Annotated in this window: 20 protein-coding genes; 9 read left to right on the top strand and 11 right to left on the bottom strand. The window is 63.6% G+C overall.

From position 1 onward, the window contains the following. Positions 1-179 precede the first annotated feature (179 nt). Positions 180-941 carry a peptidoglycan editing factor PgeF gene (gene pgeF, locus ACI5KX_RS02475; RefSeq protein ID WP_406809097.1) on the bottom strand — a complete coding sequence of 254 codons (762 nt, stop codon included), beginning with the start codon at positions 939-941 and terminating at the stop codon, positions 180-182. Continuing rightward, on the bottom strand, positions 934-3,597 hold the full coding sequence (gene pepN, locus ACI5KX_RS02470) for an aminopeptidase N (protein WP_406809096.1): 2,664 nt from the start codon (positions 3,595-3,597) through the stop codon (positions 934-936). Before pepN ends, pgeF begins: the two co-directional genes overlap by 8 nt. A gap of 52 nt (positions 3,598-3,649) precedes the next feature. Between pepN and ACI5KX_RS02465 the strand changes: the two genes are divergently transcribed. Then, entirely contained in the window at positions 3,650-4,432 is a 783-nt protein-coding gene (locus ACI5KX_RS02465) for an SDR family NAD(P)-dependent oxidoreductase (protein WP_406809095.1), read from the top strand. Here the strand turns inward: ACI5KX_RS02465 and ACI5KX_RS02460 are convergent. After that, entirely contained in the window at positions 4,429-5,361 is a 933-nt protein-coding gene (locus ACI5KX_RS02460) for a DMT family transporter (RefSeq protein WP_406811303.1), read from the bottom strand. The genes ACI5KX_RS02465 and ACI5KX_RS02460 overlap by 4 nt on opposite strands. A 28-nt stretch (positions 5,362-5,389) precedes the next feature. Then, the gene (locus ACI5KX_RS02455) at positions 5,390-6,388 is read right to left on the bottom strand and encodes a threonine aldolase family protein (RefSeq protein ID WP_406809094.1); all 999 of its coding nucleotides are present in this window, start codon (positions 6,386-6,388) and stop codon (positions 5,390-5,392) included. A 51-nt stretch (positions 6,389-6,439) separates the two neighbouring features. On the opposite strand from ACI5KX_RS02455, the gene ACI5KX_RS02450 reads away from it, so the two are divergent. Further along, positions 6,440-6,754 (top strand): GNAT family N-acetyltransferase, encoded by a 315-nt coding sequence (locus ACI5KX_RS02450; protein WP_406809093.1) that lies wholly within the window; start codon positions 6,440-6,442, stop codon positions 6,752-6,754. Here the strand turns inward: ACI5KX_RS02450 and ACI5KX_RS02445 are convergent. The 3 genes from ACI5KX_RS02445 to ACI5KX_RS02435 are packed head-to-tail and all read right to left on the bottom strand — an operon-like array spanning position 6,751 to position 10,102. Beyond that, positions 6,751-8,349: a PH domain-containing protein gene (locus ACI5KX_RS02445; RefSeq protein WP_406809092.1), complete on the bottom strand. Its 1,599-nt coding sequence runs from the start codon at positions 8,347-8,349 to the stop codon at positions 6,751-6,753. The two genes, ACI5KX_RS02450 and ACI5KX_RS02445, sit on opposite strands and share 4 nt — an antisense overlap. Continuing rightward, complete coding sequence (locus ACI5KX_RS02440) at positions 8,346-8,888, bottom strand: PH domain-containing protein (RefSeq protein WP_406809091.1); 543 nt, start codon at positions 8,886-8,888, stop codon at positions 8,346-8,348. The genes ACI5KX_RS02445 and ACI5KX_RS02440 overlap by 4 nt, the downstream gene beginning before the upstream one ends. 44 nt (positions 8,889-8,932) lie before the next feature. Next, positions 8,933-10,102: an acyl-CoA dehydrogenase family protein gene (locus ACI5KX_RS02435; RefSeq protein WP_406809090.1), complete on the bottom strand. Its 1,170-nt coding sequence runs from the start codon at positions 10,100-10,102 to the stop codon at positions 8,933-8,935. A gap of 113 nt (positions 10,103-10,215) precedes the next feature. Here ACI5KX_RS02435 and ACI5KX_RS02430 point away from each other — a divergent pair, with 113 nt between their 5' ends. Further along, complete coding sequence (locus ACI5KX_RS02430; protein WP_406809089.1) at positions 10,216-10,863, top strand: glutathione S-transferase family protein; 648 nt, start codon at positions 10,216-10,218, stop codon at positions 10,861-10,863. Next, the gene (locus tag ACI5KX_RS02425) at positions 10,863-11,627 is read left to right on the top strand and encodes an SDR family NAD(P)-dependent oxidoreductase (protein ID WP_406809088.1); all 765 of its coding nucleotides are present in this window, start codon (positions 10,863-10,865) and stop codon (positions 11,625-11,627) included. Before ACI5KX_RS02430 ends, ACI5KX_RS02425 begins: the two co-directional genes overlap by 1 nt. Here the strand turns inward: ACI5KX_RS02425 and ACI5KX_RS02420 are convergent. Together ACI5KX_RS02420 and ACI5KX_RS02415 are read right to left on the bottom strand one after the other, a co-directional pair. Beyond that, positions 11,624-12,958: a spinster family MFS transporter gene (locus tag ACI5KX_RS02420; protein WP_406809087.1), complete on the bottom strand. Its 1,335-nt coding sequence runs from the start codon at positions 12,956-12,958 to the stop codon at positions 11,624-11,626. The two genes, ACI5KX_RS02425 and ACI5KX_RS02420, sit on opposite strands and share 4 nt — an antisense overlap. Then, a complete protein-coding gene (locus ACI5KX_RS02415; RefSeq protein WP_406809086.1) occupies positions 12,930-13,709 on the bottom strand; it encodes an SDR family oxidoreductase in 780 nt (259 codons plus the stop codon). The genes ACI5KX_RS02420 and ACI5KX_RS02415 overlap by 29 nt, the downstream gene beginning before the upstream one ends. A gap of 144 nt (positions 13,710-13,853) precedes the next feature. On the opposite strand from ACI5KX_RS02415, the gene ACI5KX_RS02410 reads away from it, so the two are divergent. The 3 genes from ACI5KX_RS02410 to ACI5KX_RS02400 all read left to right on the top strand — a co-directional run bounded on the left by ACI5KX_RS02410 (position 13,854) and on the right by ACI5KX_RS02400 (position 19,240). After that, positions 13,854-15,167, top strand: a complete 1,314-nt coding sequence (locus ACI5KX_RS02410; RefSeq protein ID WP_406809085.1) for an SRPBCC family protein — start codon at positions 13,854-13,856, stop codon at positions 15,165-15,167. Between the two features lie 219 nt (positions 15,168-15,386). Then, entirely contained in the window at positions 15,387-17,870 is a 2,484-nt protein-coding gene (locus ACI5KX_RS02405) for a TonB-dependent receptor (RefSeq protein WP_406809084.1), read from the top strand. 143 nt (positions 17,871-18,013) lie between these two features. After that, positions 18,014-19,240 carry an SRPBCC family protein gene (locus ACI5KX_RS02400; protein WP_406809083.1) on the top strand — a complete coding sequence of 409 codons (1,227 nt, stop codon included), beginning with the start codon at positions 18,014-18,016 and terminating at the stop codon, positions 19,238-19,240. Positions 19,241-19,246: 6 nt separating this feature from the next. Here the strand turns inward: ACI5KX_RS02400 and ACI5KX_RS02395 are convergent, their stop codons facing one another. Then, positions 19,247-20,194, bottom strand: coding sequence for an SDR family oxidoreductase (locus ACI5KX_RS02395; RefSeq protein WP_406809082.1), 948 nt, complete (start codon positions 20,192-20,194; stop codon positions 19,247-19,249). Positions 20,195-20,323: 129 nt separating this feature from the next. Here ACI5KX_RS02395 and ACI5KX_RS02390 point away from each other — a divergent pair, with 129 nt between their 5' ends. Together ACI5KX_RS02390 and ACI5KX_RS02385 are read left to right on the top strand one after the other, a co-directional pair. Next, entirely contained in the window at positions 20,324-21,325 is a 1,002-nt protein-coding gene (locus tag ACI5KX_RS02390) for an NADP-dependent oxidoreductase (RefSeq protein WP_406809081.1), read from the top strand. Then, positions 21,322-21,861, top strand: a complete 540-nt coding sequence (locus ACI5KX_RS02385; protein ID WP_406809080.1) for a nuclear transport factor 2 family protein — start codon at positions 21,322-21,324, stop codon at positions 21,859-21,861. Before ACI5KX_RS02390 ends, ACI5KX_RS02385 begins: the two co-directional genes overlap by 4 nt. Here ACI5KX_RS02385 and ACI5KX_RS02380 read toward each other — a convergent pair. Then, positions 21,858-22,274, bottom strand: coding sequence for a PaaI family thioesterase (locus tag ACI5KX_RS02380; protein WP_406809079.1), 417 nt, complete (start codon positions 22,272-22,274; stop codon positions 21,858-21,860). The two genes, ACI5KX_RS02385 and ACI5KX_RS02380, sit on opposite strands and share 4 nt — an antisense overlap.

Raw genomic sequence — 22,274 nt, 5'->3', positions numbered from 1 at the left:
AAACAGTCCCATTCGAAGAGTGATTGCGAAGCTGTCACTCCTGAAGAGCCGTCAGTGAAGCGCTCGAAGCGCAATTTGGTTTCCGGCTCGCGGCGCCAATAGCCACAAAGACCGGCAAATCCAACCTCGTTTTGAGCACACCCTGTTCGCATTGGCGCAAGCCATACGGCCCCGGCGGATCAGCGGATTGCAATCATGCTGATCTGCCTGCCGTAATTCGGCTCGCCGCTATGGGTGGCTCGGCGATATGAATGGTAACGCTCGACTTGCGAAAATGTATCCCGCCCGAGGTCCTGTATTGTTTGCAATCCCGCTTGCGCCAGGCGCGCAGCGATGTAGCCGGGCAGGTCGAAGTGCCATCGGGGCTTGCCTTCTCGCACGGGCGCAGGGCGGAAATGGACGAAATCCGCTTCGGTGAAATGGTCGCGAAACGGGGCATCGACTTCGTAACTCCGCACCGCGATCGTCGGACCGATTGCGGCGACGATGCTGGCGCGCGAGGCGCCAAGAGCCTCCATCGCGTCCAGCGTGTTCTCGAGCACGCCGCCATGTGCGCCGCGCCAGCCCGCATGGGCAGCGCCGATCACTCCGTGCTTTTCATCCGCGAACAACACCGGAGCGCAGTCGGCGGTGACGATGCCGAGCGCGATGCCTGAATTCACCGTCACCAGCCCGTCGGCCACCGGCCTTCCCTCGGCAGCGTCATCCCACGGCTCGCCGACTGCCACGACATCGGGAGAATGGACCTGGTGCGGTGCGGCTAGAGGGGCTCCCTCCACGATCGCGGATGCTGCCGCCGCGCGCAGGTTGCGGACTTGGGAGACTTCGCCCGGACCGCCATAGCCGAACTGGTGCGCGCCGCCGCTGCTTCCGAAGAAGCCATGCGGAATATCACCGAGCGCTTCGGCGCGGAGGATATCGAAGGCGCTGACCTCAGCCATCGAGGCTGCGGCTGACCTGTTCGAATGTATCGCGCGAAAGACCATCCGTCTTCGAAATGCGCTCGAGCTCGGCTTTCATCAGTGCAGCCCGGCCCGGTTCGATCCGGCGCCAGCGCCCGAGCGCCGGCACGAAGCGAGCCGCAGTCTGCGGATTGATCGGATCAAGTTCAAGGATCAGGTCCGCGATCATCCGGTACCCGGCTCCGTCGGAGGAATGGAAGCCCTGCGGATTCCCCGCGAACGCCATGTAGAGCGAACGCACGCGGTTGGGATTCTTGATCGTAAAGTCAGGGTGTTTTGCCAGCTGTCCGACCTGGGCGAGAATATCGGGATGCAGCGACAGCGCCTGCATCGTGAACCACTTGTCGATCACAAGCGCATTGCCCGTATACCGCTCGTAGAACGCCTTCAGCCGTTCCTCGCGCTCGGGAGCTTCAAGACCGCACAGCACCATCAACGCACCCTGCCGGTCGGTCATGTTGTCGGCGCGGTCGTATTGGTGTGCGGCCAATTCCGCCGCCTTGGTGGGATCGGAAGCGGCAGCGAGAACCAGCACCTGCGTCTTCACCTTCCGCGCGCCGCGCCCGGCGGGATCATCGAAGGCGACATTCTCGGTGCGATCATACAGCGCGTGGAGCTCGCTCGCGAGACTGCCGCCAAGCGCGGCCTTGAGCGCCTCGCGCTGCTCGTGGATCGCGCCCGGATCAGCCTTGCGCGTCCCCTTCGCCATCGCTTCGAACAGATAGGTCTCGCTCGGCAGCATCATCAGTTCGCCGCGCATGCTGTCGTCGAGCGCCTGGTCGGTCAGGATCGCACGCAAAGCGCCGACGATGGCCTCCTGCCCGGCGACCTGATCGGGCTCGGACAGCTCACCCGAGGCCGCATCAACGAGGTGCCGAACCGCGAGCTCCTGAAGTGCTTCGTAGCGAGCGAAAGGATCGTCATCGTGCGCGGCGAGGAAAACGAGATCTTGTCTCGCCAGCGCGCGGTCGATGATGACCGGCGCGCTGAAACCGCGGTTGATCGAGACCACCGGATCGGGGCCGGTGAGCGGCAGATCGAAGGTTTGCTTGGTATCTTCCAGGATTACAAGTTGCTCCGAACCGGCGGCTTCCTTGCGGCGCGAATGCACCGCGACACGCAGCGGGATGGGCATCGGCTGCTTTTCAGGCTGGCCCGGCGTCGCCGGCACGGCCTGTTCGAGCGTCAGCTTGAGCGTTTCGCCTTCGACCCTGTGCGAGACCGAAACCGTCGGCGTGCCCGCCTGCCGGTACCAGCGGCGGAACCGGGTCAGGTCGAGCTCCGCCCCCTCTTCGATCGAGCGCACGAAATCCTCGCAGGTCGCCGCTTCGCCGTCGTGGCGGTCGAAATAGAGATCGGTACCTTTGCGGAATCGCTCCTCGCCAGCCATCGAGCGCATCATGCGGATCACTTCGGCGCCCTTGTTGTAGACCGTGGCGGTGTAGAAGTTGCTGATCTCGCGGTAGCTGTCAGGCCGGATTGGGTGTGCGAGCGGTCCCGCATCCTCGGGGAACTGCGCAGCGCGCAAGATGCGCACATCCTCGATCCGTTTGACCGCTTCGCCCTGCATATCCTGCGAAAACAGCTGGTCGCGCAGGACGGTGAAGCCTTCCTTCAAGGAGAGCTGGAACCAGTCGCGGCAGGTGATGCGGTTGCCCGACCAGTTGTGGAAGTACTCGTGCGCGATCACGCCTTCAACCGCGTCGAAATCGCCGTCGGTTGCGGTGTCGGGGTCGGCCAGCACATATTTGGTGTTGAAGACGTTGAGCCCCTTGTTCTCCATCGCCCCCATGTTGAAATCGGAAACGGCGACGATATTGAACAGGTCGAGATCGTATTCGCGCCCGAACACCTCCTCGTCCCACTTCATCGACTTCTTGAGCGATTCCATCGCGTGGTCGGTACGCGGCAGGTCTTCCTCGCGCACCCAGACGTTAAGCTCCACCTCGCGGCCATTCATGGTCGTGAAGGTGGAGGAATTGGCGACGAGATCGCCCGCGACAAGCGCGAACAAATAAGACGGCTTGGGCCACGGATCGTGCCATTCGGCGAAGTGCGCGCCCCCTTGGAGATCGCCTTCGGCCTCGCGGTTACCGTTGCACAGCAGGATCGGAAATTGCGCTTTCGATCCTTCCATCCGCACGCTGTACGTCGAAAGCACATCGGGCCGGTCGGGGAAGAAGGTAATGCGGCGGAACCCCTCGGCCTCGCACTGGGTGCAGAGCATCCCGTTGGAAGCATAGAGGCCCATAAGCTGGGTGTTGGCGGAAGGATCAAGGGTGGTGACGATCTCGACCGTGTGGCTTTCGCCCGGCAGTGTGACGAGCAGGTCGGGACCGTCCATCGTCCATTCTCGCTCGACACCGTCAACGGTCACGCTGTCGGCGGTCAATCCGTCGCCATCGAGCCGCAGCTCCGAGGTGGGCTCGGCATCGGGATTGCGCGCGATCTCGAGCGTCGATTTCACGGCCGTCTTTTCGATCCCGAGGTCGAAGGCCAGCCGCACGTTGGGCACGAGCCAGGGGTAGGGCTTGTAATCCTCTCGCCGGATAACCGGCGGATCGTGCGGATTGGGCGCCGCGTCGGCGAGATCGGGGTTGCCTTCGGGGTTCGTCGGGGTCGTTGCGATATCCATGCTCACCGATTTAGGTTGATTTGCGCGCCAGTCCAGCGGCAGGAGGGCCCGCATGGCGCGATTGTTCATATTTGGCCTCGGATACACGGCGGGCCGCATCGCCGATGCGGTGCGGGAACGCGGGTGGCAGGTCGATGCGACCGGAAGCGCGGGCAATATCGACTTCGACGATGCGGATTCGGTGCGCGAGGCTTTGGCGGGATGCATTCATGTGCTGTCCTCTGTCCCGCCCGACCGCGAGGCCGGGACCGATCCGGTTCTCGAGCGCTATCGCGAAGAGATCGCGGGAAAACGCCTTTCTTACCTCTCCTCTACGGGGGTCTACGGGGACCAGAAGGGCGCCTGGGTGGATGAGAGCTCACCCACAGGAATCGGCAGGCGCGATGCAAGAAGCGATTCCGATGCGCAGTGGATGGCGATGGAAGCACGGGTCTTTCGACTGCCGGGAATCTACGGTCCGGGTCGCAGCGCGCTTGACCGCGTGCGCGAAGGCAAGGCCCGTCGGATCGATCGGCCGAAGCAGGTTTTCAGCCGGGTGCATGTCGACGACATCGTCAGCGGCGTGGTCGTGGGGCTGGTGCAGGATGCCCCGCCCGGAGCCTACAATCTCGGTGACGATCTGCCCGCGAGCGGCAATACGGTGACCGAATATGCGTGTCGGCTGCTCGGGATCGACCCGCCGCCGATGCAAACGCTGGAAGAGGCGAACCTCTCGAAAATGGCGCTGGGCTTCTATTCGGAGAATCGCCGCGTCGCGAACGGCAAGGCCAAGCGGGTGCTCGGGTGGCGACCGAAATACCCGACCTATGTCGAGGGCTTGCAGAGCCTGCTCTAGTCTACCGGATGCTGCAATCGACCCGATTGCTGGACCTGAACGCCTTTCTGCCGCCGCGCCCTCAACGCCAGCACCATTCCGATGATCGCGAGCGCCATGCCGCCAGCGGTCAGCGCGGTCCAGCGATAGTCCTCGAACAGGGTCGAAAGCAGCATCGCCACAGAGATGGTCAGAATGCTGTTGTAAGCGGTCCGCCCCGCTCCGATCTCGCGCACGAGGTTGTAGTGCAGCGGGAAGGTGATGACCGATCCGATCAGTGCAAGATAGACGATACCCGCCCAGTATTCGGGGCGCGATGGGAACGGCGGCGGCCCTGCCGTAAGCGCCGCGAAACCGAGATCGAACAGCGTGCCATAGAGCATCGCCCAGGCCAGCAGGCTCACCATCGGCACACCGCGACCGGTCGGATTGGCCTGCACGACATTGGCGACCGAGGCGGCGAGAATGCCGAGAAGAGCGAGGAAGATCCCGAAACCGACCCCGTCGCCAAGCGGCGCGGTGCGCCATTCGTGCAGCAGCAGCATCGACACGCCCACGATCGCAACCACGCTGCCAAGGACGAAGCCGCCCTGTACCTTCTCGCCGATGAATGCGCGCGCGAAGAGGGCGTTGGGCACCATCAGCAGCCCGAACATCATCGCGACGATGCCCGAAGTGACGTAAAGCTCCGAGTGGTAGACGAACAGGAAATTGCCGCTGAACTGGAAGATGCCGACCAGGATGGCGAGTCGATGCTCGGCCCCGGTCAGCTTCAACCGCCGCTTCATCACCATGGCGACGAGAAACAGTGCCGGGGTGGCCAGCGCGAAACGATAGAACACCGACCAGGCGGCGGGCACCCCATCGATCTGCCCGGTGATCACGTACCAGGTAGACCCCCAGATCGTGCCCGTCAGCAGGAACGGGACAATTACCCGCCAGCTAAGCATGGATGTCGGTTCGCTCACTGCGCTCGTCTCACAGGGCCGCGATGGCCTTGCCCAGCGCGGTCGCATCCTCGTCGCGGGTGTTCCAGGCAGTAACGAAGCGCGCGGCATCGGCGCCCCAGTCGTAGAATTCGAACCCCTGCGCTCGCAAAGCTTCGCGCTCGGCTGGTGTAAGTCGCACGAACAATTCGTTCGCCTCGACCGGATGCATCAACCGGTCGCCGCAGCCGGTGGCGATATCCTGCGCGGCGTTATTGGCGTGGCGCGCATTGGCAAGCCACAGATCGCCTTCGAGCATCGCGAGGATCTGCGCAGCGAGATAGCGCCCCTTGCACTGAAGGTGCCCGGCGCGCTTACGACGATACCTCACAAGGTCGGCCTGTTCCGGGTCGAACAGAACCACCGCCTCGGCGTTCATCCCGCCGTTCTTGATGAAGCCGAAAGCGAGGCTGTCGACCGCGCCCGCCGCGTCGCGGGCCGATCCGCCAAGAAACGCCGCCGCATTGGCGAACCGCGCGCCGTCCATGTGGACGCCAAGACCCCGCTCCCTTGCGAAGTCTGTCAGCGCGGCAAGCTCGCCGGTGGCGTAGCTGCGGCCATATTCGGTCGCCTGCGTGATCGCGATGGCGTGCGGCTGGACCTGGTGGACGTCGTCGCGGATCGGATCGATCAGCGCAGCGATGCCCTCGGGAGTCAGTTTCGCACCCTCACCCGGGCACAGCATCAGCTTCGCGCCGTGCAGGTAGAAACCGGGCGCGCCGCCCTCGTCCACTTCGATATGCGCCTCTTCATGGCAGACGACCCCACCATGCGGCTGGCACATTGTGGCAAGCGCGAGGCAATTGGCTGCAGTGCCGGTCGCCACCCACAGCGCCGCGCAGTCGCGCCCGAACAGGTCGGAGAAGCGCTCGTCGAGCTCGGCCGAAAGCCGGTCGCCGTCGTAAGGATTGTCGGCATGATCGGCGGCGCGCATCGCTTCCCACAGCGCGGGATGAATCGGGGCGGCATTGTCGGAAAGGAACTTGCTCATGGTGGAACGCCTCTAAACGTCCATGCGTTTCTGACAAGAAGGAGGGTAACGATGGGCGAACGGGCCGAAACGACGATCACGCACCACGTCCAGGGACAGGGCGGCAAATACACTGCCGAAGTTGCAGGCGAATCCCATACCGGCTTTCTCGAATGGGAACCCGGAACAAGCGCAAACGGCGCGGAGGTGCGGATCGCAACGCATACGGTGGTCCCCAAGCCTATCGAAGGCCGCGGTATCGCGGCGCAGCTGGTCGAACGATTGGTCGAGGACGCGCGCCGGATCGGCTTCAAAATCGAACCGCAATGCTCTTACGTCGCCGCGAAATTCAAAAGAAACCCGGATTGGGCCGACCTCAGGGCCTAACGCGCCGCCTGGCTTTCCAATTCAGAGAAATCGGTCGCTGCGATCGTGTCGAGTACCTCGCGGCGCACCTCGCGCGCGCGCGCGAGCGGCACCCCCGGAATCGAAAACTCGCCGCCCGCGAGCCCGAGATGCAGCGTCGCATAGCCGCGCCAGCGCGAGATCGGGCCTTGCGCGATTTCGACCGAATGCAGCTTGAGCCGCGTCGCAATCTGGCTGGTCGGTGAAAGCACGCCCTTCGTCGCCATGATCTGCGTCGCGTCCAGCGCATGGCGGTGAAAGCGCCAGGCAAGCAGGTTGGCGATTGCCGCAATTGCCGCGAACCCGAGAGCAGTTGCCACGGCTAGCGTTGTCCACTCGGGGGAGAAATTGCGCGTCGCTACCCAGGCTGCGATTGCTGCCAGCAGGAAGAACAGGGCATCGCCCACCGCACTGTCTATCCGATAGCGGGTACTCGCGCGGTGCCAGTCGGCACCCTCGTCGGGAAGGTGGAAGCCCGCCGCTTGGGCAATCGGCGCGATCTCGCCCATTCTTGCAAACGGCGCGACGTCGTGGCTGGCCGAGCCCATGTCCTGCGCGAGGCTCACAAAGCGCAACCTGTGCCATCCGAAGCGGTATCGGATCATCCGCGTGCCGATGACGATCCCCTGCACGCGGTGGATCGGCATCACGACGTCGGTCCTGGTGAAGAGGCCGCGGCGACGGCGGAAACCACGCGCGGTGCGTTCGAGCAGGAAGCCCCATTCGCGGGTGAAGACCCGCACCATGCCGGTAAGCGAGCCGATCACGAACAGGCCGAGCAGGCCCAATACTCCGCCGACGAACTGTACATTGGGTCCAAGCGCGGCAAGCGTGCTGCTCTGTTCCTCCAGCACGGACTGCCACAGGTCGGGGTCCCAGATCTCGAAATCGACGAAACTGTCGGCGTATTGCAGCACGCCGCCAAGCACCGCGAAAACCGCGAGCGAGAACTCGAACAAGCCGAACGTGAACAAACGGCGCGGCCCCATGGTGAAGAGCGGCTCGGCTTCCGGCTCGGAATCGAGGGCCTTGGGAGGCGTATCGCCTTCGGCAGAGACCCGATCACCTTCCTGCGCATCGCGGCGCTCGCGCACCAGTTGGCGCAGTTCTTCGCCCGCATCCTCGGCGAGATAGGACAGGCTGAGGTCCTCGCCCCCACCGGCACCGGTCTCGAACTTGACCGCGACCAGTCCGAGCAGGCGCGGGAGGAATTTCTGCTCGAGGCTGACATCCTGGATGCGCTCGTAGGGCACCGAGCGTGCCGACCGGCTCAGCACCCCGCTCTCGACGCGAATGTCCTGTGCGCCGATGGTATAGGTCAGCCGCTTCCAGCGAAGATAGCTGAATGCCGTCCCGATCGCGATGATCGCGATGCCGACGGGAAGCGCGATGAGCAGGCCCGCACCGGCGCTGCCGAAGCTGATCAGCAAGAGCGGGATGATGGCGTTCTGGATGCTTTGCAGCAGGCCGACCAGCACGCTCATTTGAGACGTGTGGTGCGCCTGCGGGCCTGCAGGCGCCGCTTGCGGCACGACCTTTGGCACAGAAACTTCGGCTGGTCCGGCGGGGTCGCTCACATCGTTTCCCGCTTGATATGCGCGCGGATTTCCTCGCGCATGTCGTTCGCAAGCCGGAGCTGTAGTCCGGGAAGATGGACCGAGGCGTTGTGACTGCCTGCGGTGTGCAGCGTCAGCGTCGCGATGTCGAAAAAGCGGTCGAGCGGACCCTGGTCGACATCGATGTGCTGGACCCGGCCAAACGGAACGACCGTGTCGTGGTGCCACAAGATCCCGCGCACGACCCGTAGACGGTCGTCGGAAATCTGGTACCCCCGCGCGCTCCAGCGGCGCGATGGGACGCGGATGATCAGGACGAGCGCGATGAAGACCACGGTACCGATGATCACGCCATAGGGCAGCGGATTGGCATCGTTCGACGCCAGAGCGCCCTCGAGGATCAGTGCACCGATCACGAACGGGATCGAGGTCAGCGCCGCCCGGACCCGCAAGGCGGTCTTGTAGTTCGGGTGGAGCCTGGTGAGCTCGGTATCGTCATCGACCGACGCGCCCAAGGCAGCTGGGGGCGAATTTTCCTGAAGCGGGGCAGTGGTTTCCATAGTGTTCTAATTGGACAACACAGCGCGTGTCCGCAAGCCGAAACCTACTTGCGCTGGTCGAAACGCCGCCCGATCATCGCCGCGGCAATATTGGTCTTCTGCACGTCGATCGCGCCGCCCGCGATGCCCCAGGCGTACGCGTCGCGCAGGCGCTGCTCCATGCCGTAATCCTTATGGTATCCGTACCCGCCCATGACCTGCATGCCGAGCGCGGTCACCTCGCGCACGATCTCGTTGGCGTAGCATTTGGCGAGGCTGCTTTCGTAGACCGTGGGCAGCCCGTCCGCCTGCACGGCGGAGTTGGCGGCAGCGCGGTGGATCAGCAGCCGCGCGGCATCGACCTTCATAGCCATTTCGGCCAGCTTCAATTGCACAGCCTGGAAATCGACGATCGGCTTGCCGAACGCCTCGCGCTCCTGCGTGTATTCGAGCGCCTGTTCGAGGGCGGCCGCCGCCAGCCCCAGCGCTTGCGTGGCATTGCCGCAGCGTTCGAGGCCGAAGGCGCTCATCAGTTTGCCGAACCCGCCCGCACCGACGATCACGTTTTCTCCCGGTGCCTTTACATCCTCGATCGAGATGTCGGCGGTGGGAATGCCGCGAAAGCCCATCAGCTCCTCGCGCTTGCCGAAACTCATCCCCTCCATGTCCTTTTCGAGCAGGATTGCGCCGATGCCTTTCGCGCCGGGATCGTCGCTGAAGCGGCAATAGGTGACGTAATAGTCCGAGTGCCCGCCGCCCGAGGTCCAGCGCTTGTAGCCGTTGACGACATAACCGTTGCCGTCGGAACGGGCAGCGGTCTTGAGGTCGGTCAGCGCGGTTCCCGCATCGGGCTCCGACATCGAGACCGCGACAACCTTTTCGCCCTTGATGACCTCGGGGAGCACCCGAGCCTTCATTTCTTCCGAACCGAACCGCTCGATCGTGCGCACGGGCCCGACCAGCGCCTCGAACACCGGGAAGGCGACCGCATTGGAGATCTGCGCGAACTCCTCGAGCACCAGCAGCGCCTCGACATGGCCGAGGCCCAGACCGCCAAATTGCTCCGGCAGGTTGACCCCAAGGAAACCCATCTCGCCATAGGCGCGGAGCATGTCGTGCGGGACGGGATAGTCCTTCTCCTCCATGTCGCGGGCCAGCGTCGGCAGCTCGGCGCGGGCGAATTTGCGCGCGGTTTCCTGCAGCTCGCGCTGCTCGTCGGTCAGGTTGAAATCCATGGCCGCTCTCAATCCCTTTCTGTAACGTTCACGTCCCCTAGCGCATTTGTGAGGGCGACGCGCAAGCCTCCAACGCATAGGGTCGTGGCATATCCAGATACGGGAGAGCTACGATGACCAAACTCCACTCCAGCCTCGGCCCCAATCCGCGCCTCGTACGCATGTTCATGGTCGAGAAGGGCCTTGAGGAAGGCAAGGATTTCGAGCGGGTGCACTATGACATCATCGCGGGTGAGAACCGCCAAAGCGATAGCCTGACCGGGAAGAACGAGCTCCAGACGCTGCCGGTGCTCGAACTCGACGATGGCACGTGTCTCACCGAAAGCTGGCCGATCTGCGAATTCATCGAGGAAGAGCACCCCTCGCCCAACCTGTTCGGCGAGACCGCGAAAGAACGCGCCGAAGTGCGCAAGTGGACGCGGCTGTTCGATCAGGAATGCGTTGTGCCGATGACCATGGGCTTCCGCGCTACCAGCGGCCGTCCGATGTTCGAACCGCGCATGCCGGTCGTCAGCGAGAGCGCGGGCGCGGAATTGACAGCGATGTCGGATGCGAAATGGCGCTGGTTCGACGAGAAGCTGGGCGGCAGCAACCACTTCGCGCTCGGGCGCTTCACCTTTGCGGACCTGATCGTATTCGCCTTCGCGAATTTCGGTTTCACCATCGGCTGGAAGCTTCCCGACGGCACCGACAACCTCGCTCGCTTCGTCGACACGCATAACCAGCGCGACTGCGCGGCGATCTGGCAACAGGCGGAATAGTGCCGGACCTTTCCGGCAAGACTGCAATCGTCACCGGTTGCGCCAGCGGCATCGGCGCGGCGACGGTGCGGCGGCTGCGGGCGGACGGAGCCGAGGTGCTTGGGACCGATATCGATCCTTCGGGGGAGACGGTTTGCACCGAAGCCGGCGCGCGGTTCGCGGTGCAGGACGTCGCCGACATCGCGCTGTGGCCCGAAATCGTCGCACAAGCGGGTGAGGCTTTCGGTCGGCTCGACATCCTGGTCAACAACGCTGGGATCGTTGTGTCGCTGTCGATAGAGGATGTCACCGACGAGGCGTGGGACCGGGTTTACGGGGTCAACATCAAGGGCACGATGGCCGGGTGCCGCGCCGCGATTGCCGCGATGAAAGAGAACCCCGGCGGCTCGTCGGGTTCGATTATCAACATTGCCTCGACCTCGGCGATGGCTGCGCTGCCGAACGATGTCGCCTATTGCTCGAGCAAGGGCGCGGTGCGGGTTCTGTCGAAATCGGTCGCGACGCATTGCGCGAAGCAGGGCTACAAGATCCGCTGCAACACCGTGATCCCCGGCGCGACCGAGACCGGAATCCTGCACAAGGCAGAAGAAGAAATCCCCGGCCTGATGGCGGCGGTCGCCGCGACCTCGCCTATGAACCGCCTCGCCGATCCGGCGGAGACAGCGGCGGCGATCGCCTTCCTCGCCAGCGACGAGTGCCCGTTCATGACCGGCGCCGAATTGCTGGTCGATGGCGGAGCCTTGTCGATCCATCCGGGCTTCTAGTCGGCGGCCATCGCCTCAAGGTAGCCGGTGCGCTTCATCTGCACGGCGGTCCACAGGAAGATCGCCAGCGCCACCACCCCCGCGCCCAGCGACACCATCATCACCGCTTCGCCCAGCGCGCTTTTCCCGCTCGTCGGCTGAAGCATGTCGCTGAGCCAACCGATCAGGCCGAGCCCGACCGCCTGCCCCAGCAGGTTGTTGAAGAACAGCGCGAAGGCGACCGCAAAGCCCCGTTGCGCCGGCTCGACCGCCGACTGGATTCCCGACATGATCGGTGCCTGGCTAGCGACGTAGATTCCGTAGCTGAACGCGAACAGGCCGAGGAACAGAGGGAACGAGCCCGACTGGAACGCGAACCACAGCGGAAGCAGGCTGCCCAGGCTCACCAGCCCCGGGAACCACGCCCGCCAGCGCTCGTCGAAGCGCACCAGCCAATCGGTGATGACACCGCCAAGGATCGGGCCGGGCACACCGCCGATCAGGAACGCCAGGCCCAGATACAGCGCAACATCGCCGACCGAGACCTCGAACATTCTGATCATCGCCGGGGCGAGCCAGAATGCCATCGCATAGCCGATCATGATCTGGACCGCCCAACCGAAGGCGAGGCCGAGGAACACGCGATTGGCGAGCAGGGTCTGCACCGTCTCGCCCAGGGGCAATTGCTCGGTGCGCGCGCCGACCGGAGCGAAACGGCCACGGCGCGGCTCGATCACAGTGAAATAGAGCGCGCCGCCGATCACGAAACCGGGCAGCGCCATCAGCACGAAGGCCATCCGCCAGCCGAACGCTTCGGCGAGCAAGCCGCCTGCCATCAGGCCGGTTACGGTGCCGAGGGTCGATCCGAGCGTCAGGAAGCCCATCGCCCGCGCAAGCTCGCGGCGCGGGAAGTAATCCGCCAGCATCGATTGCGAAGCGGGCCCCGAGCATCCCTCGCCCACCCCCACCCCGGTGCGCGCGAAGAACAGGGTCCAGAAACCCACTGCCGCACCGCAAAGCGCCGTCATCCCACTCCAAAAAGAAATGGCTCCGGCGACGATGTTCTTGCGCACCGACCGGTCGGCGAGCCGCGCAGCGGGGAACCCTGCGACGATATAGGTCGCGGTGAAGGCGAACCCGCCCAGCAGGCCGAGTTGCAGATCGCTGAAATCGAATTCGGCCTTGATGTCTTCGAGAAGGATCGAGAACACCAGCCGGTCGGCGACGCTGAATAGCAGCGTGACGATCAGCAGCCCGAGCACGTACCAGCGGTAGCCGGGCCGCCCCGTCCGCGCGTCGAGCGCCTGCTCGGGCGTTTGCGCCTCAGTGGTGAGGTCGGGCGTCGAGGCCATTGTCCACCGGCAGGGTCACGCCATTGATGAAACGCGCTTCGTCGGAGGCGAGAAACAATACGCAGGCGGCGATGTCCCGCGGCGCGCCCAGCGCATCCGCGGGCAGCGGACCATCGGGAATGGCCTGCAAGTCCTCGCCCACGCGCCCCGAGATATCGCGGACCATCGGCGTTTCGATTCCGCCCGGCGCGATCGCGTTGCAGCGGATGCCGTAGCCTTCATCCTGGCAATGCGTCGCGATCGAGCGGGTCATCGCGCTGATCCCGCCTTTGGCGGCGGTGTAGGCAGGGATCATCGGGTATCCCATCAGCGCGGCGGTCGAAGCCATATTGATGATCGAAGAGCCGTTGCCGCCATTGGTCTTGTGGCGGTGCTTCATCAGCGGCAGCGCATATTTGCACCCGAGGAAGGTGCCGACCACATGGATGTCGAGATGCAGCTTGAAATGGTCGAGCGGGCATTCCTCGATATTCTCGAAGATCACGTTGCCGGCGTTGTTAACAAGGATGTCGAGCCCGCCGTGGCGCTCCTCGAGAGCGTGCATTACATCCTTCCACTGCTGCTCGTCGGTTACGTCGAGCGCCATCGCGTCGCCGCCGATACTGGCTGCAACCTCGTGCGCTTGCTCGACCTCGCGATCGGTCACGATCACCTTGGCACCCTCGCTCGCCAGGCGTTCGCAGTCGGCCTTGCCAAGGCCCATTGCACCACCTGTAACCAACGCCACCCGTCCCTCTACGCGTCCCGCCATTCTTCTCTCCCCGGCAGATGTTTTGTGCGCGCAAACCTATCGGCGGGGCGGGCGTACACCACTGGCTAAACAGTTGGGTTTTGCATCAAAGTGCGAGGTGCGCCGCCCGCGAGGAGAGCTACTCTTTGCGGCGGGAGACACGCCATGATGAGCCAAGAGGAAATCGCCGGGCTGCGCGCGCTGATGGAGTGGGAAGCGACCCGCAAAGCTCCGCCCGAAGGCTTTCCCGAGCTCCCCGATATGCCTGCGGCGCGCTACACCAGCGAGGAATACTACGCGCTCGAACGCGAGCACATCTTTCGCAAGAGCTGGCTGTTCGCAGGCCATATCGACGAGATCCCCGAACCCGGCTGCTACATGCGGTGGCACAATGCGGGCGAGCCGATCGTGATCGTCCACGGCATGGATGGAAAGGTGCGCGCCTTCTACAACACCTGTCGCCATCGCGGTGCACCGGTCGTGACAGAGGATCGCGGCAAATCCTCGCGGCTGATGTGCGGCTATCACAACTGGACCTACAAGACCGACGGGACGCTGGTGGGCGTGCCCGAGCGACAGGACTTCCCGCCCGATTTCGACATGAGCTGCCGCGGTTTGATCCCGGTGCGCTGCGAAATGCTGGGCAATGTCATCTTCGTCAATTTCGATCCCGATGCGATGACGCTGAAGGAGTGGATGGGGCCGCTGTGGGACGAGTGGGAGGAATTCGCCTTCGACCGCATCCGCCTCGCCGCGCGTCACACGTTCGAGCTCAACTGCAACTGGAAGGTCGCGATGGAGGCCAACATGGAAGTCTACCATGTCCCCTTCATCCACCCGACGACGGTCGCCCCGCTGGTCGACAGCAAGCGCAACCTCAATACGATGTACCCGAACGGCCACGCGCGGATGCTCGCTCCTCCGCCCGAGCAGACCGACCGCGAGCATGTCCGCGCGATCGACAGTCCACCCGAATGGCGGCAAATCGAAACCGTGGGCGAAATCGGCCGCACCTGCACCCAGAGCTACACACTGTTCCCGAACTGGGTTTCGCCGCTGTCGAACTACTTCATCCCGCCGCTGATCTTCTGGCCGACCTCGCTCACCACCACGCGGCTCGAGCTGGTGACAATGGCGCTCGACTGGGGCAACGGCCCGGCCCCCGATCTCTGGACCGTGGCCGACGAAACCAAGCCGAACGGGCGCGACATGTCGCCGATCATTCTCGAAGACACACAATTCGGCGAGGCGATCCAGCGATCGATGCAGAGCGCAGCCTTCAAGAGCGTGCCGCTGTCCTATCAGGAGGCGCGGATCTACAGCTTCCACCAGAGCTGCGACCGGATGATCGGCATCGAGAACGTGCCACCCGAGCTGCGCGTCGAGCAGGTGATCGGAGAGGACTGGATCTGGCCCAACGACCCGCGCGTCGAACAGATGAAAATGGACAACGAAAGGGCCCGCGAAGCCGCCGAATAGGCTTTCCGCTTACGTAAGCTGACGCTACGGCATAGCCGAATTGCGGTGCGTTGTGACCAAAAAGGCGCACTTTGCGACGCTTACTAGCGCTTTTGCTAGATGAGCACCGGATGCCCCCTCCATACAGTCTGGTCCAAATCGGAAGGCGCGTAAAAAATCGCCTCCGGGTTGGGGACTGGGACGCAGGTGCAAAGCACCGCTTCTCGCAAGGGAGAGAGCATGATGACCACACTTCACAGCCGTATTGCCTCCACAACAGCTTCGGCATCGCTCCGTCGCACGCTTCTGGGAGGCGCCGCCATCGCGGCGTTCGCCGCAATGCCGCAGGCGGCACTCGCACAGGACGCGGACGGCGACGCGATGGAAGAAGCGATCGACGGAGACGACCAGTTTGGGGAACGAGTGATCCTGGTCCAGGCCCGTCGCCAGACCGAAACGCTGCAGGAAGTGCCCGTTACGGTGACCGCGATCGGCGGCGACACGCTCGAGAAATTCAGCGTCGACAATGTCGCCGACGTGACCAGCCGCGTGCCCACGCTGAACGTGCAGGTCGGCGGCTCGGGGTCGGGTGGGCAGCTTTCGCTCCGCGGTGTCGGCTCCTCGAACATTTCGGCAGCTTTCGATTCGGCGGTCGCCTTCGACTTCGACGGGGTCCAGGTATCGACCATGCGTCTGGTGCAGCCGGGCTTCTTCGATGTCGCTCAGATCGATGTGCTCAAGGGCCCGCAATCGCTGTTCTTCGGCAAATCGGCCACGGCAGGCGTGTTCTCACTTCGCTCCGCCGATCCCACACCAAACTGGGAAATCGGCGGGCGCGCCTCCTATGAGCTGGAAGAGAAAGGCTACCTCGTCGGTGGCTACATTTCGGGCCCGATCACCGACACTCTCGGCATCCGGCTCGCAGCGCAGTGGAACGATATCGAAGAATTCGCGGTCCTTCAGGACGGCACCCCTGCGGTCAATCAGGAACGCGGCCTGTCCGACCTGATCGCGCGTCTCACGCTCGATTTCGACGATGGCGATCGCTTCCGGGCCAACCTCAAGGTCCAGTACTCCAAGAACGAAAACGACGGTGCGATCGGCACGGCCGAAATCGGCTGCGGCCCCAATGGCCTCGCTGATCCCGTCTTCCTCCTTGGCGGCGGACTGGTGATCCCCGGCGGCCACGACTGCAACGTGACCGACCAGCGCTACTTCCTGCCCGACGCCGCGCCGCAGCTCGCGCCCGGCGTCCCGACCCCGTCGGAAGCCGCAGGACGCAACGGCGTGCCCTTCGGTGAAACCGAAATCTGGTTCGGGCGGCTCTTGTGGGAGCTCGACCTGTCGGATTCGCTCACCTTGACCTCGACCACCGGCCTGCTCGACATGGAAGCGGTCGACTTCGACTGCTATTCCTACGTCGGCGTCTTCCCCGGCGGTATTCCCGGCGGGGCCGGCTGTTCCGATCCGATCAACGCGCTCGAACAGTTCACCCAGGAAGTCCGCCTGACTTCGGACCTCGACGGCGCGTTCAACTTCATGCTCGGCGCGTTTTACGAAGACCGCACGATCATCTTCGACACCGCGCAGCAGGGCGTGAACATCTCGTTCCTCGGGGCAGACCCGATCACCGGCTTCACCTATGACTGGGACAAGATCCAGACGACCAAGACCGAAGCGGTTTCGTTCTTCGGCAGCGTCATCATCGACGTGACCGAAGATCTCGAGCTTTCGGGCGGTGTGCGCTGGACCGACGAGAATAAAGTCTCCTTCATCGAAGTCCCCTACCTGCACCTGTTCCTGCAGGGTCCCGGCTTCGTGTCGCCCGGCTTCTTCTCCGGTCCGATCAATTTCAGCGACAGCAACTGGTCGCCCGAGGCAACCCTGAAATACCGGGTCGCGGACGACATCAACGTCTACGCCTCGTTCAAGACCGGGTTCAAATCGGGCGGTATCGACAACTCGGCACTGCCTTCGAACAGCCTGAGCGTCGCCGCGCTTTCGGGCGACTTCGGTTCGCTGATCTTCGATTCCGAAGAAGCGATCGGCGGTGAAATCGGCTTCAAGTCGCAGTTTGCGGACCGGACCTTCACCTTCAACGCGACGGCCTACTACTATGTCTTCACCGATCTGCAGGTGCAGAACTTCAACGCCACCACGATCCAGTTCGTGACCAGCAACGCCGGCGAACTGACCACCAAGGGTGTCGACGTCGAATGGAACTGGCGCACCCCGCTCGAGGGCCTGACGCTTTCGGGCGCTGTCTCCTACCTCGATGCGCAGTATACCGACACGTTCCTGCAACCGGGCGGTGCCGGTGGCACGATCGACCTCGACGGGCGCCGGGCAAGCCAGTCACCCGAATGGTCAGGCAATTTCGCTGCGGACTGGACCATCCCGCTCAATGACAATTTCGAGTTCCTGCTGTCGGGCAACGCCGCCTACAACGATGGCTACATCACCGACGAAGCCACGCTGAACGACTTTGTCCAGCCCAGCTTCTGGACGCTCGACGGCTCGATCGCGATCGGCGATCCCGACGGGGCCTGGCGGCTGTCGCTGATCGGGGTGAACCTGACCGACGAGATCTGGGTGATTACCTCAGGAGGCCGTCCGTTCCTAGCGCCTCCGGGGAATCTCAACGGGCTTCCCGCGGGCGACGACCTGGTGCTGACCCAGAACCGCGGCCGGCAGGTTTTCGTGGAAGCAAGTTTCCGCTTCTGATCGCACCCTGACGCGATCATCACGAGAGGGCGGGCCTTCGGGGGAGGGCCCGCCCTTTTTGATGCGCCCCACCAAAAACGCGCATTGCCGGTGCGGTGGCACAGCGCGCATTCTCGGGCCGGACAGCGAATTGGGAGTTGAGAATGTCGCGCGAAGAACTGGTTTCCATGACCCGCAGCCTTGTCGAACACGGCGCGGCCGACACGATGAATTATGCCGATGAGATCGTGCGCATTCCGGCCGCGTCCTACACCGATCCCGAGCTGTTCGAGCGCGAGAAGCGCAATATTTTCCGCCGTCTGCCGCTGATGGTCGCGCCGTCATGCGAATTGCCCGAGCCGGGCGACTACAAGGCGATGGACATTTGCGGCGTGCCGCTGCTGCTGACCCGCCAGCGCGACGGGACGGTGGGCGCGTTCCTCAACATGTGCACCCATCGCGGCAATCCGGTCGTCCCGACCGGCACGGGCAACGGCACGCGCTTTGCCTGCGGCTATCACGGCTGGACCTTCAAGAACGATGGCGACCTGGTGGGCGTCGCCTCGCCCAAGGATTTCGGCGCAGTCGACAAGGCGGCGTTGTGCCTGAAGAAATTCCCGAGCTACGAAAGCGCAGGGCTGATTTGGGCGACGCTCGACCCGGATTCAAAGCTGTCGATCACCGATTACCTGTGCGGCTACGACGACCTGCTCGCCGCTTTCGGGTTCGACGGCTGGACGCTGTTCAGCCAGCGCACACTGCCGGGGCCGAACTGGAAGACGGCCTATGACGGCTATCTCGATTTCTACCACCTGCCGGTGCTGCACAAAGACACGTTCGGCGCCGATTTCTACAACCGCGCCAACTATTTTTTCTGGGGCCCGCACCAGCGGCTATCCACCCCTTCGAAGATGGCGACCCGAGTCGGATCGGATATCGAGGAAGACCTGTCGCAGATGAGCGACGAAGACCTACCCGAGGATGCGCTTCTGGCAGGCGTGTGGACGATCTTCCCGCATATTTCGATTGCGAGCTTTTACGGTGGCGGACAGCGCGGCGCGATGATCAGCCAGCTGTTCCCTGGCGAGAATGTCGGCGAGAGCTTCACGACCCAGTATTATGTGATGGAGAATCAGCCCGAGACCGAAGAGCAGGTCAAATCGGCGCACGAGCAGTTCGATTTCCTCGAAATCGTAGTGCGCGACGAGGACTACAAGACCGGCAAACGCCAGCACGAGGCGCTGCAATCGGGAATGCTAGACCATGTCCTGTTCGGAAAGAACGAGCGCGGGGGACAGGTCTTCCACCAATGGGCAGAAAAGCTGACCAACGCGAGCGACGAGGACTTGCTTCGGATCTTCGCCCCCGAGCACCGAGAAGCGGCGGAGTAGGAGGGCCTACCCGAAAGCCGGGCGAAAGTTGCTTTCGCCCCAGTCCTGCCGCTTGGTCCATTCGCCCATCGTCTCGAGCTCGCCATCGAGTTCGGGGAAGCGTTCGTAGACATGGTCCATGTCGACCTCGAACGGCCTGGTCGGCGCTTGGTTGTTGTACTCGTAGAACGCCTGAATGCCCTTGGCGAAGTCCTCGCGCATTTCCTCCGGCATGGAATCGCCCGCGGCTTCGACGAGATAGCGACCGAATTCCTCGGGCGTGCAGGGATCGTATTTGATCTGCTTGTCGAGCGCTTCGGAAAGGTACTGCGTCACCTGCTTGCCGACCAGCCGCTCTGGGCCGCCGATGTTGAGCCATGCGCCCTCCATATCGGGGCGTTCGAGGCTGGCGAGCATGAACTTGGCCACATCGTCCAGGCTGATCCAGTTCGCCTGTAAATTCGGGTTGTGCGGATAGACGTAGCGGTCTTCGTTGACGATGAAGGGCCGCGCCCAATTGGTCAGCAAATTGTCCATGAACAGCACGCTACCGAACACCGTACCCGGCGCTCCCGAGCGCCACAGCGCGTTGATGCCCTTGGTGTTCTCGCCATAGGTGAAGGGATCGCCCGGCTTGTCCGGGATCCAGCTCGACGTGTTCCAGACAACGCGCTTCACCCCAAGCTCGGCGGCAACCTTGCCCAATTCGCCGATCAGAACCGCCCGGTCGGCGCGCGCCTGCAACGGATGCGTGTAGAAGATGTAGTCGGAGCCTTCGAGCGCGGGCGCAAAGCTCGACGTGTCGTACAGATCCATCGGGCGCACTTCGACCTTGTCGATACCCTCGATCTTGGCGGCGGCGAACGGGTCCGTCTGCCGCGAGATCGCGCGCACGTCGTAACCGGCCTTCAGGGCCTGCCGTACCTGCGCCATCCCCTGCCTGCCGCTCGCGCCGATCACCGTGATGAGTGCCATGCTGTCTCTCCCTTGTTCCTTTGCCCGAAGACTAGATTTCACGCTGGTCGCGCGCACCGCGCCAAAGTGATAGCGACCTAGCAAAAGCGCACCTTGCCGTAGCGTCGACGGGTCCGGACAAGTGGCAGCATGACAAACCGCTTCTGGCGTATCGAACGCCGCCCGGAAGGCACCGACTTCGCCAGCGCGCTTGCGCTGGTGGAAGAGCCGTTGCCGGAGCTCGGCAATGGCGAAATCCGCATCCGAAACGCGATGCTTTCGATGGATGCCGGCACCCGGCTGTGGCTGACCGACCGCGAGGATGGATACCAGCCGCCGCTGCCCGTCGGCGCGCCAATGACCGGTTTGGTGGTTGGCGAAATAACGGCCTCGCGCGCCGAGGGATTTGCCCAGGGCGACCTCGTGCGCGCTTTCGGGGTGTGGGGCGAAACGAGCCAGGTCGATGCAGCGATGAGCGGCGCGGTGAAGCTCGACCCTTCGATCAATGACAAGCGGGCATGGTTCGGGCCGCTCGGCATGAATGGCTGGACCGCACTCTGGGGGATCGAGGAAACCGGAGCCGCAAAACCGGGCGAGCGCGTGCTCGTCTCTGCCGCCGCCGGAGCGACCGGCATCCTCGCGGTTCAGATCGCCAAGCTGCTCGGCTGCGAGGCATGGGGAATAGCTGGCGGCCCGGAAAAGTGCCGTTTCCTCACCGACGAAATCGGCATTTCGGGGGCGGTGGACTACAAATCCGGCGATGTCGGCACGCAACTGGACGCCGCAAGCGGCTTCGACCTTTATTTCGACAATGTCGGCGGGCCGCTGCTCGACGAAGTGCTCAAACGCATGAACCACTATGGCCGGATCGCCGTATGCGGCCTGCTCGCCGACTACGGCTCGGGCAACCGCACCGCTCCGAAGGAATTCGACCAAGTCCTCATGCGCCGCCTGCGGGTAGAGGGATTTTTCTCGCCCGATTTCATGGATCAGGGCGAACGCCTTACCGCCCGGCTCATGGACTGGCACAAGGAAGGGAAGCTCGTCATGCCCTATGACGTGACACAAGGCCTCGAGAACACCCTGACCGCTTACGAGAAGCTGTTCACCGGCGGCAACATCGGCAAAGTCATCGTGGAGTTGGAACAATGAACATGCGCCTCGAAGACCGTGAAGCGATCCGAGATGTCATCAACGCCTATGCCCATGCGATCGACCGGCGGCGGTGGGACATGATGGCAAAGCTGTTCCACCCGCGAGCGACCTTTGGCTTCGGCACGGTCGGTGGATCGTGGGAAGAATTCGTGGCCAGTGCGCGCGCGATCATCGATCCGTGCCTCGCCACCCAGCACCAGCTCGGGCAGGTGCAATTCGGATTTGCGGGCGAGGACCTGTGCCACACCGAAACCTATATGACCGCGATGCACACCGTCCCCGCCGGATACCCGGTGACCGACGTCTTTCCGGACAAGGGCAAGACATATTCCGCCGTGATCGCCGGGCGGTATGTCGACCGGTTCGAACGGATCAATGGCGAGTGGCGGATCATGCATCGCGAAGGCTTTTACGACTGGCGCGAATTCCGCGAGGTCGAAGGCGTGGACCTGTCGGAATTACCCGAAGGCTCGTGCGGCTATCACGATGATCGCGACCCGTCGACACCGGTGGTCGCCCGCTGGCGGAGCTAGCCTCTCCGGATCGCGAACACCCCGGTCATCGTCGCAATCGCCTCACCATCTCGCAAGATTTCGCCCGAAGTGTAGGCGGTCCGCCCACCCATCCGGTCTATGCGAACATGCGCCTCGAGCCAGTCGCCCAGCTTTGCACCCGCGAGGTAGTTGACGCTGAGCGTGATCGTCGACGGCAAAAGCCGGGGCCGCTCGGCATCGTAGACCGCATGGCTCAGCGCGACATCGGCAAAGGTCGAGATCACCCCGCCATGCGCGGCGTCCCGGTAATTGATATGATGCGGCATGATGCGCAGGCCGACCACTTGCGGTCCACCCTCCCGCGGCTGGAGGAAATAGGGCCCTCCATGGTCGAGAAAGCCGGGCGTAAAGTCCGCTCGGGAGAAGCCTGCGGGAGGATCGGTGTCTGCCAT

Source organism: Erythrobacter sp. GH1-10, assembly GCF_045363165.1.
Classification (GTDB): domain Bacteria; phylum Pseudomonadota; class Alphaproteobacteria; order Sphingomonadales; family Sphingomonadaceae; genus Erythrobacter.
This window is presented reverse-complemented; position numbering and strand designations above follow the sequence as displayed.